Source organism: Kushneria sinocarnis (assembly GCF_003633775.1).
GTDB lineage: Bacteria > Pseudomonadota > Gammaproteobacteria > Pseudomonadales > Halomonadaceae > Kushneria > Kushneria sinocarnis.
Genome location: NZ_RBIN01000001.1, coordinates 393,821 through 410,151 on the forward strand (window position 1 = coordinate 393,821; position 16,331 = coordinate 410,151).

Annotated in this window: 16 protein-coding genes; 9 read left to right on the plus strand and 7 right to left on the minus strand. The window is 67.6% G+C overall.

Going from position 1 to position 16,331, the window contains the following annotated elements; all coding sequences use genetic code 11:
* Positions 1 to 19 precede the first annotated feature (19 nt).
* Positions 20 to 796 carry an IclR family transcriptional regulator gene (locus C7446_RS01780; protein WP_121170696.1) on the plus strand — a complete coding sequence of 259 codons (777 nt, stop codon included), beginning with the start codon at positions 20 to 22 and terminating at the stop codon, positions 794 to 796.
* A gap of 75 nt (positions 797 to 871) precedes the next feature.
* Here the strand turns inward: C7446_RS01780 and C7446_RS01785 are convergent, their stop codons facing one another.
* Positions 872 to 1,738 (minus strand): aldo/keto reductase, encoded by an 867-nt coding sequence (locus C7446_RS01785; protein ID WP_121170697.1) that lies wholly within the window; start codon positions 1,736 to 1,738, stop codon positions 872 to 874.
* Between the two features lie 151 nt (positions 1,739 to 1,889).
* Between C7446_RS01785 and cbiE the strand changes: the two genes are divergently transcribed.
* The 3 genes from cbiE to C7446_RS01800 all read left to right on the plus strand — a co-directional run bounded on the left by cbiE (position 1,890) and on the right by C7446_RS01800 (position 4,555).
* Positions 1,890 to 3,152, plus strand: a complete 1,263-nt coding sequence (cbiE, locus tag C7446_RS01790) for a precorrin-6y C5,15-methyltransferase (decarboxylating) subunit CbiE (protein ID WP_121170699.1) — start codon at positions 1,890 to 1,892, stop codon at positions 3,150 to 3,152.
* A gap of 86 nt (positions 3,153 to 3,238) precedes the next feature.
* The gene (cobM, locus tag C7446_RS01795; protein WP_121170701.1) at positions 3,239 to 4,000 is read left to right on the plus strand and encodes a precorrin-4 C(11)-methyltransferase; all 762 of its coding nucleotides are present in this window, start codon (positions 3,239 to 3,241) and stop codon (positions 3,998 to 4,000) included.
* Positions 4,001 to 4,015: 15 nt separating this feature from the next.
* Entirely contained in the window at positions 4,016 to 4,555 is a 540-nt protein-coding gene (locus C7446_RS01800) for a hypothetical protein (RefSeq protein WP_121170703.1), read from the plus strand.
* Between the two features lie 18 nt (positions 4,556 to 4,573).
* On the opposite strand, the gene C7446_RS16800 is transcribed toward C7446_RS01800, so the two are convergent.
* The 6 genes from C7446_RS16800 to C7446_RS01825 all read right to left on the minus strand — a co-directional run bounded on the left by C7446_RS16800 (position 4,574) and on the right by C7446_RS01825 (position 10,171).
* Positions 4,574 to 4,936, minus strand: a complete 363-nt coding sequence (locus C7446_RS16800; RefSeq protein WP_342768337.1) for a glutathione S-transferase C-terminal domain-containing protein — start codon at positions 4,934 to 4,936, stop codon at positions 4,574 to 4,576.
* Positions 4,837 to 5,265, minus strand: a complete 429-nt coding sequence (locus C7446_RS16805) for a glutathione S-transferase (RefSeq protein WP_342768338.1) — start codon at positions 5,263 to 5,265, stop codon at positions 4,837 to 4,839. The genes C7446_RS16800 and C7446_RS16805 overlap by 100 nt, the downstream gene beginning before the upstream one ends.
* Before the next feature lie 116 nt (positions 5,266 to 5,381).
* Positions 5,382 to 6,656 (minus strand): Nramp family divalent metal transporter, encoded by a 1,275-nt coding sequence (locus C7446_RS01810; protein ID WP_121170705.1) that lies wholly within the window; start codon positions 6,654 to 6,656, stop codon positions 5,382 to 5,384.
* A gap of 196 nt (positions 6,657 to 6,852) precedes the next feature.
* On the minus strand, positions 6,853 to 8,544 hold the full coding sequence (locus C7446_RS01815; protein WP_211327819.1) for a cation acetate symporter: 1,692 nt from the start codon (positions 8,542 to 8,544) through the stop codon (positions 6,853 to 6,855).
* Positions 8,541 to 8,864: a DUF485 domain-containing protein gene (locus C7446_RS01820; RefSeq protein WP_121170707.1), complete on the minus strand. Its 324-nt coding sequence runs from the start codon at positions 8,862 to 8,864 to the stop codon at positions 8,541 to 8,543. Before C7446_RS01820 ends, C7446_RS01815 begins: the two co-directional genes overlap by 4 nt.
* A gap of 197 nt (positions 8,865 to 9,061) precedes the next feature.
* The gene (locus C7446_RS01825; RefSeq protein ID WP_211327820.1) at positions 9,062 to 10,171 is read right to left on the minus strand and encodes a cobalt-precorrin-5B (C(1))-methyltransferase; all 1,110 of its coding nucleotides are present in this window, start codon (positions 10,169 to 10,171) and stop codon (positions 9,062 to 9,064) included.
* Positions 10,172 to 10,500: 329 nt separating this feature from the next.
* On the opposite strand from C7446_RS01825, the gene urtA reads away from it, so the two are divergent.
* From urtA to urtE, 5 genes are all read left to right on the plus strand, one after another.
* Entirely contained in the window at positions 10,501 to 11,811 is a 1,311-nt protein-coding gene (gene urtA, locus C7446_RS01830; RefSeq protein ID WP_121170710.1) for an urea ABC transporter substrate-binding protein, read from the plus strand.
* Between the two features lie 96 nt (positions 11,812 to 11,907).
* The gene (gene urtB / locus C7446_RS01835) at positions 11,908 to 13,530 is read left to right on the plus strand and encodes an urea ABC transporter permease subunit UrtB (protein ID WP_121170712.1); all 1,623 of its coding nucleotides are present in this window, start codon (positions 11,908 to 11,910) and stop codon (positions 13,528 to 13,530) included.
* The gene (gene urtC / locus C7446_RS01840; RefSeq protein WP_121170714.1) at positions 13,527 to 14,591 is read left to right on the plus strand and encodes an urea ABC transporter permease subunit UrtC; all 1,065 of its coding nucleotides are present in this window, start codon (positions 13,527 to 13,529) and stop codon (positions 14,589 to 14,591) included. Before urtB ends, urtC begins: the two co-directional genes overlap by 4 nt.
* The gene (gene urtD, locus C7446_RS01845) at positions 14,588 to 15,445 is read left to right on the plus strand and encodes an urea ABC transporter ATP-binding protein UrtD (RefSeq protein ID WP_121170716.1); all 858 of its coding nucleotides are present in this window, start codon (positions 14,588 to 14,590) and stop codon (positions 15,443 to 15,445) included. Before urtC ends, urtD begins: the two co-directional genes overlap by 4 nt.
* Positions 15,445 to 16,140: an urea ABC transporter ATP-binding subunit UrtE gene (gene urtE, locus C7446_RS01850; RefSeq protein ID WP_121170718.1), complete on the plus strand. Its 696-nt coding sequence runs from the start codon at positions 15,445 to 15,447 to the stop codon at positions 16,138 to 16,140. The genes urtD and urtE overlap by 1 nt, the downstream gene beginning before the upstream one ends.
* Positions 16,141 to 16,331 lie beyond the last annotated feature (191 nt).

The window sequence follows — 16,331 nt, forward strand, 5'->3', positions numbered from 1 at the left end:
GGGAAACGGAATCGGATTGATGGGGAGTGCTTCCCGCGACGGCAGTTCGTCCATTCGGCGCGTGCTGAGCATGCTCGAAACCATTGCACGTGCCGAACACCCGCCACTGGCCACCGATCTGGCGCTGCAGCTGGATATTCCCCGCGCGACGGCGCACCGCCTGGTGCAGACGCTGGAGCAGGAGGGGTTCATCAGGACCAATCTGCGCGGGCAGCTGATCCCGGCGCAGCGGCTGGAAGAGATCGCCTTCAGCGTGCTGTACACCGGCCGTTTCAGTGTCCAGCGTCAGGCCATCCTGCAGGGACTGGCCGAGCGCATCGGCGAAACCTGCGGGATCGCCATTCCCCGGGGCACCGAAATGATCTACTACGACCGGGTGCAGTGTCACTGGCCGCTGCAGATCCATCTGCCGATCGGCAGCCGGGTGCCGGTCTGGTGCAGTTCCAGTGGCAAGCTCTATCTCGCCGGGCTGCCCGAACACCAGCTGGACCGGGTGCTGCAGCACCTGACGCTGGAGCGCCGGGCGCGCAATACGCTGACGGAGCCGGAGGCCCTGAAACGGGCGCTGGTGCCCGTGCGCGAGCACGAGCTGGGCACCGACAACGAAGAGTTCATCGATGGCATGGTGGCCTGTTCGGTGCCGATCCGTCGCCATGGCGAGCTGCTGGCCTGCCTGTTCTGTCATGCCCCGGTGCTGCGTCGCAGCATGGAGGACATGCTCGCACTGGCGCCGATGCTGCGCGAGGCGGCCACGGCGCTGGAGGCGATGCTGGGCGAGGGGGACGGCGCGCGGTAGCGGTGCGTGCTGCCGCGGGCGACAGCCATGGCGACCGGGCGGCCGGTCGCCGTGGCCGGATCCGCCGGGGGCTGCTCAGACGATATCCAGCCGCTGCTTGCGCGCCGGCGGCGGAAACGCCTCATCGAGCCGCGCCAGATCCTCGTCGTCGAGTTCCAGCGTCAGCGCGGCAGCATTGTCGCGCACGTGCTCGGGCCGGACGGCCTTGGGGATTGCCATCACCGGATGCTGTCCGCCCTGCTCGCGGATCGTCCAGGCCAGCAGCACCTGCGTGGGCGAGACGCGGTGCCTGTCGGCCACGGCGCGCACTGCGTCACTGTCGGTGAGATGGCGGCTCTGGCGTCCGCCCTGGGCCACCGGGCAGTAGGCCATCACCGGGATGTCGTGTTCGGTCAGGGTCGGCAGCAGATCGTACTCGATACCGCGCGAGCCGAGATTGTAGAGCAGCTGATTGGTCTGGCAGGCACGGCCGCCGGACAGCCCGAGCAGTTCCTGCATGTCGTCGGTATCAAGGTTGGAGACGCCCCAGCGGGCGATTTTGCCGTCCCCGATGAGCTGTTCGAAGGCTTCGAGGGTCTCTTCCAGCGGTGTGCCACCGCGCCAGTGCAGCAGGTAGAGATCGAGCTGCTCGATGCCCAGATGCGCAAGGCTGCGTTCGCACGCCTCGATGGTGCCGCGGCGGGAGGCGTTGCCCGGCAGCACCTTGGAGACCACGAAGGCATCGTCACGGCGGTCGCGGATCGCCTCGCCGACCACCTCCTCCGAGCGTCCACCGGCATACATTTCGGCCGTGTCGATGACCTTCAGGCCCAGATCGAGACCGAGACGCAGGGCGTCGGCCTCTTCCCGGGCGGTGTAGCGCCCTTCGCCCATGTGCCAGCTGCCCTGGCCGATGGCGGGCAGGCGGGTACCGTCGGCAAGCCGGATCTGCGGCAGTGTCATGTTCTCTCTCCTGTCACGACAAACACGGATGAGCCGCCAGTGTAGCAAGGCTGCCCGTCGGCCACGGGCGATGCGACCAACTGTGTTGGCCGGCGCACAACGATGCGATACTGGGAGATCATGCACACCCAACCTGCAAAAGAGGGCGGCAATGGACAACAACGCCCGTGTGGCGGAGGCACAGCGCTGGCTGACCCTGGTGGGGATCGGCGAGGATGGCGTCGAGGGGCTGGATACCCGCGCCCGTGAGGCGATCGGGGCAGCCGAGGTGGTGTTCGGCGGAACGCGGCATCTGGCGCTGGCCGCCACGCTGATCACCGGTCAGGCGATCGCCTGGCCGTCACCGCTCGGTGACGGCATCGAGTGGCTGCTGGGTCATCGCGGGCGGCGGGTGGTGGTGCTCGCCTCCGGTGATCCCTTCCATTATGGCATCGGCGCGACCCTGGCCCGGCATGTCCCGGCGGAGGAGATGAGTGTGCTGGCGGCACCCTCGGCCTTTTCGCTGGCGTGTGCCCGCATGGGCTGGCCGATGCAGAGCACGCGGCTGGTGTCACTGCACGGGCGGCCGCTGGAGGCGATTCATCCGCACCTGCATGAAGGCGCCCGGCTGGTGGTGCTGACCAGCGACGGCGAGGCGCCCGCGACCATCGCCCGGCGGCTGGTCGAGCGCGGTTTCGGCCGGAGCCGGGTGCAGGTGCTTGAAGCACTGGATGGGGAGCGGGAGCGCCGCAGCGAAACCACGGCCGCGGCCCTGGCCGAAGCCGAAGAGAGCAGCGATCCGCTCAATGTGCTGGCGGTCACGGTGGTGGCCGACAGCCGGGCGCAGGTGATTGCCCTGGCCCCCGGCAGGCCGGATGACCGTTTCGAGCATGATGGTCAGCTCACCCGGCGTGATGTCCGGGCGATGACGCTGGCGCGGCTGGCGCCGTGTCACGGCGAACGGCTGTGGGATATCGGCGCCGGCAGCGGCGCGATCGCCATCGAGTGGCTGCTGTGCGATGACTCGCTGGAAGCGGTCGCGATCGAGGCGGAGACCGAGCGAGTGGCGCGGATCGAGCGCAACGCGGCGGCCATGGGAGTGCCGCGCCTGAGCACGGTCGAGGGCCGGGCGCCGCAGGCACTGGCCGAGCTGGCCGACCCCGACGCCATCTTCGTCGGCGGCGGTGCTTCCGACACCGAGTTGCTGGCGCTGTGTATCGATCGGCTCCGGCCGGGCGGCCGGCTGGTCGCCAATGCGGTCACGCTGGAGACCGAACTGGCACTGGGCGAGTGTTACCGCATGCTGGGGGGCGAACTGATCCGGCTGGGCCACGAGCACGCCGCGCCGCTGGGCGGCATGACCGGCTGGGCGCCGGCCCGGACCATCGTGCAGTGGTGCTGGCACAAGCCACGGGAGTTCAGTGCGCCGCAGTAGCTCTGGAAGGTAGCGCCAGAGAAGTAACGCCATCGAAGTAGTGCCATATGCAGTAGCGCCAGAGACATGTGCAAGCGGAGACCAGGGTGACTGTCCACTTCATCGGCGCCGGTCCGGGCGCCGCCGATCTGATTACCGTACGCGGTCAGCGGCTGCTGGCGCGCTGTCCGGTCTGTCTGTATGCCGGCTCGACCGTGGCCGAAGAGCTGCTCGATTACTGCCTGCCGGATGCGAGGCGGGTGAATACCGCGCCGCTCGATCTCGAGGCCATCGAAGCCGAGTATGTGCGCGCCTTCGAGGCCGGCGAGGAGGTGGCGCGGCTGCACTCCGGGGACCTGTCGGTCTATTCGGCGGTCGCCGAGCAGCTGCGACGGCTCGACGCGCGCGGCATCCCCTGGACGCTGACGCCGGGCGTGCCGGCGTTCTCGGCCGCGGCGGCCGCGCTCGGCCGGGAGCTGACGGTGCCCGAGGTGTCGCAGAGCGTGGTGCTGACCCGGCTCTCCGGGCGGGCCTCGAAGATGCCCGGGGCCGAACGGCTGGAACACTTTGCGGCGAGCGGCGCGACGCTGGCGATTCACCTGGCGATCCAGCGCCTTTCGGAGATCGTCGAGCGCTTGCTGCCGTTCTACGGGGCGGCATGTCCGGTGGCGGTGGCCTATCGGGTCAGCTGGCCGGATGAACGCCTCGTCACCGCCCGGCTGGAGAGCGTGGTGGCGGCGCTGGCGGCCGAGCCCATCGAGCGCAGCGCCCTGATCCTGGTCGGCCCGGCACTGGCGGTGCGCGAGTTTCGTGACAGTGCGCTCTATGAAGCCGGCTACTGCCGGCGTTTTCGACACACCGATGACTGATCAGCGGATGACGCCATGGAGAATGACCTGCCGGACAGCATGCGGGGCGATGACGAAACCCTCTATCGCTTTCGCGAGCATCGCCTCTCGTGGCTGGCCTATCTGAACGTCCTGCTCAAGGGAGGCATCGCCTGCGCCATCGGCGTCGCCTTCATGCTGTTCAACCGCTGGGTGACCCTGACCCCGCTGATGGCGCAGCTGCTGTTCGCCGGTGGGGCGGCCATCGTGCTGTTTGCGCTGGGGCTGGTGATCTATCGGGTGCTCTATATCCGCCGCGTGCGACTCTACTCGGATCGGGACGGCGTCTGGTGCTACCGCGGCATCCTGCCCTGGCGGCGCGGGGTGATCGGCACCAACTGGCGCGATCTGCGTCAGGCGAGTTACGCCACCGGCTTTCTGCGCTGGCTGACGAAGGCCTATCCGATCCAGGTCGACAATCGCTTTACCGATACCGACCCGATCGTGCTGGCGAACGTGCACCGTGGCCACGAGTTCGTCGGTCACGTCAACGCCTGGCGCAATCGCATGCTGCGCCAGGCCGGGCACGAGCCCTGATGCCGAAGCGCCGGGGCCTCAGGCCACCTGCTGGCGCAGATCGTCGAGGACCCGCCGGCCGCGGATGCAGTCGGCCTCGTGGGGCTCGTCACGCCAGGGTTCGCGAATGCCCTGCTCGATCCAGTCGGCGACCGCCGGATGGGCCAGCAGCCGCTCGGCATAGGCCATGGCGGTCGGGCCGAGCGTGAGCCCGTAGCCTCGAATGCGCACCGCGACCGGGGCGTAGAAGGCATCCACGGCGGTAAAGTGCTCGCCGGCCAGCCAGGGGCTGCCGAAACGGGTCAGCCCCTCCTGCCAGAGCGCCTCGAGGCGCCTGAGGTCGCGGGCGAGGGCCTCCCCGGGGCGCCGAGCTCGATGCGCAGGGCGCAGTTCATCGAGCATTCGTCGCGCAGGGCGGCAAAGCCCGCATGCATTTCGGCACTCGCCGAGCGCGCCCAGCTGCGGGGGTCGCGATGCGCGGGCCAGACACCGGGATAGGCTTCGGCGAGATACTCGATGATCGCCAGCGACTCCCAGATCACCTCGTCGCCGTCATGCAGGCAGGGCACCCGGCCGGTGGGCGAGAAGGCCTCGAAGGCACGCTGGCGACCGGCGCCTTCGAACGGGGTCAGGATCTCCTCGAAATCAATGCCGAGCGCGCGCATCAGTACCCAGGGGCGCATCGACCAGGAGGAGTAGTTGCGGTTGGCAATGAACAGTCGGTAATGCATGGGCGCCTCCCGAGCGACGAGGACATGGAGATCTTCATGTTCTCAGGCCCGGGGGCGCACCGCCAGTCGTTTATCGGCGCATGGCGGTGCAGGCCGCTGTGCCGCGGGGCATGCCCTCAGATGACGCCGAAGATATCGAGAAACACCCGGAGGGCGACCAGCGAGACCACCAGCATCACGAGGCCATAGACCACGTTCTGGCGCCGTGTGTTGGCCAGTTCGCCGAGAAAGCGGCGTCGATTGCAGAGCACCCAGATCGACCCGACGATGGCAGGCAGCAGCAGGCCGTTGATGGCCTGGGCGGCCAGGATCAGCTCGATCGGCGTGCTGCCGAAGGCGGCCACGATCGCGATCGGCGCCAGTCCGGCAAACAGCATGGCGGCCCGGTTGAAACGGTCGCCGGCGTCTTCGGAGCGCCCCAGCGCCTCGCCCAGCAGCGGGGGCTGCACCGCGATGTTGAACAGCCCCGACGAGAAGCCCGCCGCCCACAGCCCCAGCGAGAACAGGATACCGGCGTACTGCCCCAGCATCGGTGTCAGCTGGCGGGCCATGTCGGTCGCCCCCGAGACCGAGGCGTCGCTGCCATGGATGACACTGCCGGCGCAGAGCAGGATGGCGACCATGACCAGTCCGGTAATGACCACGTTGGTGGTGTGATCGAAACGCGACAGGGCGAGCCGCTCGGCCATGGGGGTGGTGTGGTCATTGGCGTACTTGCGCTTGATGAAGGCTGACAGCCCCAGCACGGTATTGGGCGGCAGCGTGGTCGCGATCAGGGCCAGGATCAGCCAGTAGTTGCCTGCCGGGACCTGAAACGAGAAGCCCGTGGCGGCGACGGTGGCAAGGTCCGGGCCGGCAAACAGGGCGGTCAGCACGAACGAGAGCACGATCAGGCCGATGATGACCCGGTTGACGTTCTCCAGCAGGCGATAGACCCCCACCCAGCACATGATCAGTGCGGCCAGCGCCAGAAGGGCGACCCAGACCACGATCGGAATGGACGGCAGAAAGAAGTTCAGGGCCAGCGCCGCGCCGGTGAAGTTGCCGGCCTGAAAGGCGACGGCCCCCAGCAGCAGGGCGACGTAGAGCAGGCCCGACCAGCCCCGGCCCATGGTGGTGCGAATGCCCTCCATGGCGGACTGGCGCGTCATCAGGGTGAAGCGGATGACCGGGCGCTGGAAGCAGAAGGCGACCAGCGAGGCGGCAAGGGTCGCCCACAGCAGCTGATAGCCGTAGGTGGCACCGGCGACCGACAGGGTAGTGATGGAGCCGGGGCCCAGGATGCAGGCCGCCACCATCGCGGCGGGACCCAGCGCGCGCAGGCGCTGGCGCATGTCGAGGCGGGGCGCGGCGTCGCGTGCCGCATGCCCGGAGGCAGTGTGCTCTGTCATGGCGATACTCGTCGATTGTTGGCCTTGTTATCAGGCTTCTCGCGGGAAGCTCATGAGACGAAAGTATCAGTCATTGCGGGCCGGCGCCATGGCCGCCGATCCCTTTCTTCGCCGCTCGCGGCCGCTCGGCAGCGGCGCGCAGGCACCATGAAAAAGCCCCGCCGGTGGCGGGGCTGAAGGCAGGGGGAGGGGCGCTTCAGTGCGAGGTACTGCCGCTGGCGCCCAGCCCGGTCTGCGACCGCACGAACTGGGGTTCGAACAGGGCCCGCTCCTCTTCCGCGGCCCGGGACTTGTCGGTGACCGAGAACACGTAGATGCCGAGAAAGGCCACTGCCATCGAGAACAGCGCCGGGTAGTCATAGGGATAGATCGGCTCGGCGTGGCCCAGTACCTGCACCCAGATGGTCGGTCCCAGGATCATCAGGCCGATGGCCGTGGCCAGCCCCATTGCGCCGCCCCACAGCGCGCCCCGGGTGGTCAGCCGTCGCCAGTACATGGCCAGCAGCAGCACCGGGAAGTTGCAGCTGGCGGCGATCGAGAAGGCCAGCCCCACCATGAAGGCGATGTTCTGGCTCTCGAACAGGATGCCCAGCCAGATGGCCACGATCCCCAGCACCAGTACCGCGCCCTTGGAAACCATCACCTCCTTCGCCTCGTCGGCCTGGTCGCGCTTGAGCACGCCGGCATAGAGGTCGTGCGAGACCGCCGAGGCGCCTGCCAGCGTCAGCCCGGCGACCACCGCGAGAATGGTGGCGAAGGCCACCGCCGAGATGAAGCCGAGGAACAGGCTGCCGCCCACGGCGTCGGCCAGGTGCACCGCCACCATGTTGTTGCCGCCGATGATGGCGCCGGCGGCATCCTTGAAGGCCGGATTGGTGCTGACCAGCAGGATGGCGCCAAAACCGATGATGAAGGTGAGGATGTAGAAATAGCCGATGAATCCGGTCGCCACGAACACGCTCTTGCGGGCCTCCTTGGCATCCCCGACCGTGAAGAAGCGCATCAGGATATGCGGCAGTCCGGCGGTGCCGAACATCAGCGCCAGCCCCAGCGAGATGGCCGAGATGGGATCGCTGACCAGGCCGCCGGGGGTCATGATCGCCTCGTCATCGGGATGTACCCGGGCGGCCTCGCTGAACAGGTGCTCGACGCTGAAGCCGACATGCCACAGCACCATCAGCGCCATGAAGGTGGCACCGAACAGCAGCAAAGCCGCCTTGATCATCTGTACCCAGGTCGTTGCCAGCATGCCGCCGAACAGCACGTAGCAGACCATCAGCACGCCGACGATCACCACCGCCACGATGTAATCGAGGCCGAACAGCAGCTGGATCAGCTTGCCCGCCCCGACGATCTGGGCGATCAGATAGAGGGCGACCACCGACAGCGAGCCGAAGGCCGACAGCGTGCGGATCGGGCGTTTCTTCAGGCGATAGGAGGCGACGTCGGCGAAGGTGTAGCGCCCCAGATTGCGCAGCCGCTCGGCGATCAGGAACATGATGATCGGCCAGCCGACCAGAAAGCCCATCGAGTAGATCAGACCGTCATAGCCGGAGGCGAAGACCAGCGCCGAAATGCCCAGAAAGGAGGCCGCCGACATGAAGTCACCGGCAATCGCCAGGCCGTTCTGGAAGCCGGTAATGCGACCGCCGGCGGCATAGTAGTCGGAGGCGGTGCGGCTGCGCTTCGAGGCCCACCAGGTGATATAGAGCGTGGCGGCCACGAACAGCAAAAACATCACGATGGCGGCAATATTGAGCGGCTGACGCTCGACCTCGCCGCCGATGGCATCCGCCAGCGCGCCCTGCAAGGGCAGCATCAGCGCGATGCTGCCCACGGCGGCCAGCCATCCCGTACGTTGTAGCGTGCCAGAGGAGAAGCGGCTCATTGACGGTCCTCCTCGAGGATCTGGTGGACGAGACGGTCGAACTCGCCATTGGCGCGGCGCACGTAGATACCGGTCAGAATGATGGCCGCCAGGATCAGGCCGATGCCGATCACGATGCCCCAGGTGGTCATGGCGCCGTCGGCCACCGGAATCCCCAGCACCTGCGGGGCAAAGGCGATCAGCAGGATGAAGGCGAAGTAGAGCCCCATCATGATGGCGGTCAGGGTGAGTGCAAAGCGTCCCCGTCGGTGTACCAGGGCCTGAAAGTTGGGATTGCTGGCGATACGCCGATAGGCGTCGTCGTGATCGAGCGATGACATATCGATTCCCTTGCCGAAGTGCCCTGCACGCGACGGGCACGATTTTTTTGACGTCCTCGGCGTCGTAATACCACCGACAGGCGGTCGAGGCGCATCTCTCTTTGGTCGTAGTACGGTGCAGGCTTAAGCGCTACTACAGGTGGCTCTGATGCAAGGGGCGGGCCGCGCGGGCCCGGGGGAGGCGGTCGTGCGGGGTCTCAGCAGGTCTGCCAGCCGCTGCGCCCGACGCAGTGGCCCTGGCGGTCAAACACGCACACTTCCAGCGCCATGCCGCTCTGGCGCACGACCCGGGCGGCGCTCGCCAGCGCCGCCTCGGCGATCGCATCCCCCAGCGCGATCCCGCCGGCGGCCGCCTGTTCGAAGGCATCCAGCCCGGAATTGGCCTCGGCGATGGCCGCCACCAGGGCGTCACTGCCGCCCCGGGTGCGGGCCAGTTCGGCCAGCGCGGCGAGATCGACCCCGCCGCGGCGCGAGTGTACATCGAGCATGCCCTGGCCCAGCTTGGCCATCTTGGCGATGCCCCCGGCAATGGTGACCCGCGGTACCGGATGGGCCCGCAGATACTTGAGCATGCCGCCGACGAAGTCGCCCATCTCGATCAGCGCGCTCTCCTCGAGGGCGTAGAGCTGCTGAACGGCGGCCTCCGAGGTCGAGCCGGTCGAGCCGGCCACATGGCTCAGGCCGCGGGCACGGGCGACATCGATGCCGCGGTGGATGGAGTGAATCCAGGCCGAGCAGGAGAAGGGAATGACCACCCCGGTGGTGCCGAGCACGGAGAGACCGCCGAGAATGCCCAGCCGCGGGTTGAGGGTCTCGGCGGCGATGCGCTCGCCGTCGTCGATGGCGAGGGTGACCTCGAGATCGAGCTGATGATGACCGTCGGTCCGGCTGGCGACCTCCTGCAGCGCCTCCAGAATCATGCGTCGCGGCACCGGATTGATGGCCGGCTCGCCCACCGGTACCGGCAGGCCCGGCCGGGTCACCGTGCCCACCCCGGGGCCGGCGCGGAACACCAGCCCCGAACCGCCGGCCAGGGCGCGCACGCTGGCGCGCACCAGCACGCCATGGGTGGCGTCCGGGTCATCGCCGGCATCCTTGATCACCCCGGCCATGGCCATCGGCTCGCCGGCCTGCTCGTACAGCGCGTGGACGGCGAGCGCAAACGATGGCGTCTGGCCGCGCGGCAGGCGCACCGTCACGGGGTCGGTGAATTCGCCGGTCAGCAGCGCGCCATAGGCCGCCCGGGCCGCGGCGGCAGCGCAGCAGCCGGTGGTCCAGCCGCGTCTGAGAGGAGGCGTATCGTTCATGTCGTGCAGCATACCGGACGTACGCCGCCATGGGCATGCATCCGAGCAACGCCGGGGCGCGACCCCGGACGCCCGAGTGCCCCCTTTTCGGGCATCCGGATGCCTTTGCCGTTTTCCTGCACCAAACGAGGCCTTTCGAGGTCCCCGGACGATCGGAAACGCAGCAGCATGACGCAGCGGATCATGGCAATGCGCGATGATGGCGCATGGAAAAGCGCAGGACTGGCATGACTCTTGTATGGCAAAGGCGTGAACGCTGCTGTGCCTGCACCACAGAGGGACATCGGGCAGTTCGATAACAATTCCACGGGATCATCGGGAGTCAGGTCATGTTTCAACACTTGTGTGTGCGGCGTCTGCTCATCACGGCAGGACTGGCGGTTGCCCTGCCGTTCGGGGCGCAGGCGGCCGAACAGGACGATCAGGGGCCGATTCGGGTCGGTATCCTGCACTCGCTCTCCGGCACCATGGCGATCAGCGAATCGACGCTGAAGGACGAGATGCTGATGCTGATCGAGCAGCAGAACGAGGCCGGGGGCCTGCTGGGCCGCCAGCTGGAGCCGGTGGTGATGGACCCGAACTCGGACTGGTCGCTCTACGCCGAGCAGGCGCGTGACATGCTGACCGGCGATGACCGCGTCGACGTCATTTTCGGCAACTGGACCTCGGCGTCGCGCAAGGCGGTGCTGCCGGTGGTGGAAGAACTCAACGGCCTGCTGTTCTACCCGGTGCAGTACGAAGGCGAGGAGTCCTCCGAAAACATCTTCTACACCGGCGCCGCGCCGAATCAGCAGGCGATTCCCGCCGTCGACTACCTGATGGACCAGGGCGTCGAGCGCTGGGCGCTGCTGGGCACCGATTACGTCTATCCGCGCACCACCAACAAGATCCTCGAAGCCTATCTCAAGGAGCATGGCGTGGCGGACGAGGACATCATGGTCAACTACACGCCGTTCGGTTTCAGCGACTGGCAGTCGATCGTCTCCCGGGTGAGCGACTTCGGCAGCCAGGGCAGGAAAACGGCGGTGATCTCGACCATCAACGGCGATGCCAACGTGCCCTTCTACAACGAGCTCTCCAACCAGGGCATCTCCGCCTCCGACATTCCGGTGGTGGCGTTCTCCGTGGGCGAACAGGAGCTCTCCGGCATCGATACCGCCCCGCTGGTCGGCCACATGGCGGCGTGGAACTACTTCATGAGCGTCGACAGCGACGCCAACTACGACTTCATCGACAACTGGGTCGCCTATACCGGCAACGACGAAGCGGTCACCAACGACCCGATGGAAGCGCACTACATCGGCTTCAACATGTGGCTGCAGGCGGTCGAGAGTGCCGGCACCCCGGCGGTGGATGCGGTGAAGGACGCGATCATCGGCGTGACCGTGCCGAATCTCTCCGGCGGGGCGTCGACGATGATGCCCAATCATCACATCACCAAGCCGGTCATGATCGGCGAGATCCAGGACGACGGTCAGTTCAGCGTTGTCTGGCGTTCGCCTTCCGCGGTGGCCGGCGATGCCTGGTCGGACTATCTGCCGGAATCGCAGAACCTGATCAGCGACTGGCGCGCACCGCTGCGCTGCGGCCGGTTCAACGTCGAGTCGATGACCTGCGAAGACGGTCAGGGGGCCGATTAACGCCTGTCTGCCGGCGCTCCACGAGCGCCGGCAGACTGCGTCGGCAACACCGGTTCTGATGCCGGCCGCATGGCGGCTGGCATCGAGGAAGGAAAAATGACCCGAATCCCGCTTGCCGGAGCCCAGCATGCCGTACGCCTGCTGCTCCTTTTCCTGCTGCCCTGTCTGCTCTCGGCATGGGGGCAGTCCGCCACGGCTGACGTCAGCGAGTCACGGGCCCGGGCGCTGCTGGAAGCGCTCGATACCGACAGCTTTCAGGCCAGGGGCGACGCCGCCCGGGCGATTGCCGACAGCGATGCCGAGCAGAAGACCCGCTGGCTGCAGGCGCTGCTCGAGGGCCGCCTGGGCAAGGCCCGGCGCGGCGATCGCTTCTACATCATCACCGATGACAGTGGCCGCGAATGGCCGATCATCGATGCGATCAGCTACGAGGAGGCCGGTACCGGCACCCGGCGCACGGTCGAGGCGTTTCGCATCAACAACGAGCTGCGCACCCGCCTGCAGGGGCTGCTCGCCTCGCTGTCACTGACCAGCGGCGACGAGGCGGCGCGACTGCGGGCCGCCGATCGCCTGCTCGGCGAGGTCGCGCCGGACAATGTCGAGACCGTGCGCCAGACGCTTGCCGACGAAGAGAGCCCGGCGGTGCGTGAGCGCCTGGAGATGGCGCTTGCGCTCTTTGCGGTGACCCGCGGTGACGCCGAGGCGCTCGACACGCTGCGCGGCAACCTTGATACCCGCGTGCGCAACGCGCTGACGCCGATCGCCGCCGGTGACGATGCGCTGGCCGGGCAGACGCGGGCGGTGCTCGAGGGCATCGAAAGCAAACGCGCCTGGTATGACCGGGCCCAGACGCTCTTCTTCGGTCTCAGTGCCGGCTCGATCCTGGTGCTGGCGGCGATCGGACTGGCGATCACCTTCGGCGTCATGGGCGTGATCAACATGGCGCACGGCGAACTGATCATGATCGGCGCCTACACCACCTGGCTGATCCAGCAGGCGCTGCCGGGCCAGCCGGGGCTGGCACTTGCGCTGGCGATTCCCGGTGGCTTTCTGGTCGCCGGGGCGTTCGGGGTGGTGATCGAGCGCACGGTGATCCGCTTTCTCAAGGGGCGGCCGCTGGAGACGCTGCTGGCGACCTTCGGGCTGAGCCTGATGCTGCAGCAGCTGGTGCGTACCGTCTTCTCGCCGCTCAACCGCCGGGTGAGTTCACCGGAGTGGCTGCAGGGCTCGTGGCAGATCAACGAGGCGCTCTCGCTGACCCTCAACCGCTTCGGCGTGCTGCTGTTCTGTCTGGCGGTGTTTGCCGCGCTGTGGGCGCTGATGCGCTTTACCCGGCTGGGGCTGGAGGTGCGTGCGGTGACCCAGAATCGCGCCATGGCACGGGCGATGGGCATCCGCGCGACGCGCGTCGACATGCTCACCTTCGGGCTGGGGGCGGGCGTCGCCGGGCTGGCCGGCGTGGCGCTGTCGCAGTTGACCAACGTCGGCCCCAACCTGGGCCAGGGCTATATCGTCGACTCCTTTCTGGTCGTGGTCTTCGGCGGCGTCGGCAACCTGTGGGGCACGCTGGTCGCCGGGATGTCGCTGGGCGTGATCAACCAGGTGCTGCAGCCCTGGGTCGGCGCCGTGCTGGCCAAGGTCTTCGTGCTGGTCGGGGTCATCCTGTTCATCCAGAAGCGCCCGCAGGGCATCTTCGCACCGAAGGGGCGCACCTCATGACCGCAAGCGACCATCCGCAGGCCATCGACCGCTCTCGCCAGCTCTTCCTGTCACGCTCGACGCTGCTGACCAGCGGGATGCTGATCGTCGGCATGGTGGGCGTGCTGGTGCTCAACGCGCTGCCCGCGGCCAGTCCGCTGCATGTCAGCAGCGCCACGGTGGCGCTGCTCGGCAAGTATTTCACCTACATGCTGCTGGCGCTGGCGGTGGATCTGATCTGGGGCTATCTCGGCATTCTCAGCCTGGGGCACGGCGCCTTCTTCGCCCTGGGCGGCTACGCCATGGGGCTCTATCTCAACGCGCAGACCTCGCCGCTGCCCGGCTGGCAGGCGGTGATGAGCTGGTTTCCCGTGGCCGCGCTGGCGATCGTGCTCGCGCCGGGGCTGCTGGCCCTGGTGTTCGGCTGGCTGGCGTTCCGCTCGCGGGTGACCGGGGTCTACTTCTCGATCATCACCCAGGCGCTGACCTTCGCGCTGATGCTGGTCTTCAATCGCAACGAGATGGGCATGGGGGGCAGCACCGGGCTGACCCGCTTCTACGAGCTGCTGGGGTTCCGGCTGGCCAGCGAGGGCATGACGGTGGCGCTGTTCATCGCCTCCGGGGTCGCCGTGCTGCTCGCCTTCTGGCTGTGCCGGGCGATCGTCGTCTCCCGGCTGGGGCGGGTGAGCATGGCGACACGCGATGCCGAGGCGCGGGTGCGCTTCATCGGCTACCGGGTCGATCACGTCAAGCTGGCGCTGTTCGTGGTGTCGGCGATGATCGCCGGGATTGCCGGCGCGCTCTATGTCCCGCAGGTGGGCATCATCAATCCGAGCACCTTCGCGCCGCTGTTCTCGATCGAGATCGTGGTGTGGGTGGCGCTGGGCGGCCGCGCCACGCTGTACGGGGCACTGCTGGGCGCACTGGTGGTCAACTATCTGAAAACCGTGCTGACCGGTGCCATGCCGGATGCCTGGCTGTTCATTCTGGGCGGGCTGTTCGTGCTGGTCACGATGGCCCTGCCGCAGGGCATCGCCGGGCTGCTGGCACGCCGGCGCGGCCGGCAGGAGGCAAGTGCATGAATCCGATCGCTTCCGGCCGTCTCGAGCGGCTGCGGGAATTCGCGCGTCCGGATCGCGTCTTCGATTTCATGGCGCCGGCGCAGTCGCCGGTGGACGTGCGTCACGGCCCGATTCTCTATCTGGAAGATGTCAGCGTCAGCTTCGACGGCTTTCAGGCCATCCACCGGCTCAACCTGACCATCGACGACGGCGAGCTGCGCTGCATCATCGGGCCCAACGGCGCCGGCAAGACCACCATGATGGATATCATCACCGGCAAGACCCGGCCCGACAGCGGCCAGGTCTGGTTCGGCAGCCGCCACAACCTGCTGACGCTCGACGAACCGCAGATCGCCAATCTCGGGATCGGCCGCAAGTTCCAGAAGCCGACGGTCTTCGAGGCGCTGGACGTGACCGAGAACCTGGAGCTGGCCATGGCCGGCGATCGGCGCATCTGGAAGACGCTGCTGGCCCGGCTCGATCACGAGGGGCAGGCGCGCATCGACGAGGTGCTCGAGACCACCGGGCTGACCGCGCAGCGTCATCGCCCTGCCGGCGTGCTCTCCCACGGTCAGAAGCAGTGGCTGGAGATCGGCATGCTGCTGATGCAGCGCCCGCGCCTGCTGCTGGTGGATGAGCCGGTGGCGGGCATGACCGAACCGGAGATGCACCGCACCGCGGATCTGCTGACCCGGCTGGCGGGCCAGCAGTCGGTGGTGGTGGTCGAGCACGACATGGGCTTCGTGCGCTCGATCGCCCGCCGGGTGACGGTACTGCACCAGGGCAGCGTGCTGGCGGAGGGCTCAATGGATGAGGTGGCCGGCGATCCCCGGGTGATCGAGGTCTATCTCGGCGGTGACGAGGAGACAGCCTGATGCTGAGCGTGGCAGGACTGAACCAGTACTACGGCGAGAGCCATATCCTGCGCGATCTCGACCTCGAGGTGCCGAGCGGCGGCTGCACCTGCGTGATGGGGCGCAACGGGGTCGGCAAGACGACACTTTTGAAGACGATCATGGGCGAGGTGGGAGCACGCAGTGGCCGCATCCGGTTCGACGGCGACGACCTGCTCGGGCGACGCCCGGAGGCGCGCGCCGGGCTGGGCATCGGCTATGTGCCGCAGGGGCGCCAGATCTTCGCCACCCTGAGCGTGGAGGAGAACCTGCGCATCGGCCTGCCGGCGCGGCGCGATCGAGTGCGGCGCATTCCCGAACGCATCTACGAGCTGTTTCCGGTGCTCAGGGAGATGCGCCATCGCCGCGGCGGCGATCTCTCCGGCGGACAGCAGCAGCAGCTGGCGATCGGCCGGGCGCTGGTGCTCGATCCGCGCCTTTTGATCCTCGACGAACCGGGCGAGGGCATCCAGCCCAACATCGTAACGCAGATCGGCGAGGTGTTGCGCCGGCTGCAACAGGAGGACCGGCTGACGGTGCTGCTGGTCGAGCAGAAGCTGCCCTTTGCCCGCCGCTACGCCGATCACTTCATGCTGATGGATCGGGGACATCACGTCGCCGTCGGGGCGATCGGCGAACTCGATGACCGGCTGGTGGCCACGCACCTCACGGTATGACCGGGCGCCTTGCCATGGTGCATGGCCGGTCGCTCTGCCGGCTGTTTGCACCCTTATTGTGCGCCATGCTGATCCGGCATGGTGCATGGGGACGCCGAGGGGCGCCGTGGCGCCCCACGAGAGCGCGTGTGGCCGGCGTTTCCGGGATTCCGGCATGAAATTTGTATGAGGATGGGCAGGGCCGAGGCGCG

Excerpts from the sequence above, each read along its gene's own strand:
- C7446_RS01820 (WP_121170707.1), bottom strand. The coding sequence starts at position 8,864 with ATGTCATCGCTCGATCACGACGACGCCTATCGGCGTATCGCCAGCAAT.
- C7446_RS01800 (WP_121170703.1), top strand. The coding sequence starts at position 4,016 with ATGGAGAATGACCTGCCGGACAGCATGCGGGGCGATGACGAAACCCTC.
- urtD (WP_121170716.1), top strand. The coding sequence starts at position 14,588 with ATGAATCCGATCGCTTCCGGCCGTCTCGAGCGGCTGCGGGAATTCGCG.
- C7446_RS01780 (WP_121170696.1), top strand. The coding sequence starts at position 20 with ATGGGGAGTGCTTCCCGCGACGGCAGTTCGTCCATTCGGCGCGTGCTG.
- urtC (WP_121170714.1), top strand. The coding sequence starts at position 13,527 with ATGACCGCAAGCGACCATCCGCAGGCCATCGACCGCTCTCGCCAGCTC.
- urtA (WP_121170710.1), top strand. The coding sequence starts at position 10,501 with ATGTTTCAACACTTGTGTGTGCGGCGTCTGCTCATCACGGCAGGACTG.
- C7446_RS16800 (WP_342768337.1), bottom strand. The coding sequence starts at position 4,936 with ATGCTCGATGAACTGCGCCCTGCGCATCGAGCTCGGCGCCCCGGGGAG.
- C7446_RS01815 (WP_211327819.1), bottom strand. The coding sequence starts at position 8,544 with ATGAGCCGCTTCTCCTCTGGCACGCTACAACGTACGGGATGGCTGGCC.
- C7446_RS01825 (WP_211327820.1), bottom strand. The coding sequence starts at position 10,171 with ATGAACGATACGCCTCCTCTCAGACGCGGCTGGACCACCGGCTGCTGC.
- cbiE (WP_121170699.1), top strand. The coding sequence starts at position 1,890 with ATGGACAACAACGCCCGTGTGGCGGAGGCACAGCGCTGGCTGACCCTG.
- C7446_RS01810 (WP_121170705.1), bottom strand. The coding sequence starts at position 6,656 with ATGACAGAGCACACTGCCTCCGGGCATGCGGCACGCGACGCCGCGCCC.
- C7446_RS01785 (WP_121170697.1), bottom strand. The coding sequence starts at position 1,738 with ATGACACTGCCGCAGATCCGGCTTGCCGACGGTACCCGCCTGCCCGCC.
- urtE (WP_121170718.1), top strand. The coding sequence starts at position 15,445 with ATGCTGAGCGTGGCAGGACTGAACCAGTACTACGGCGAGAGCCATATC.
- C7446_RS16805 (WP_342768338.1), bottom strand. The coding sequence starts at position 5,265 with ATGCATTACCGACTGTTCATTGCCAACCGCAACTACTCCTCCTGGTCG.
- urtB (WP_121170712.1), top strand. The coding sequence starts at position 11,908 with ATGACCCGAATCCCGCTTGCCGGAGCCCAGCATGCCGTACGCCTGCTG.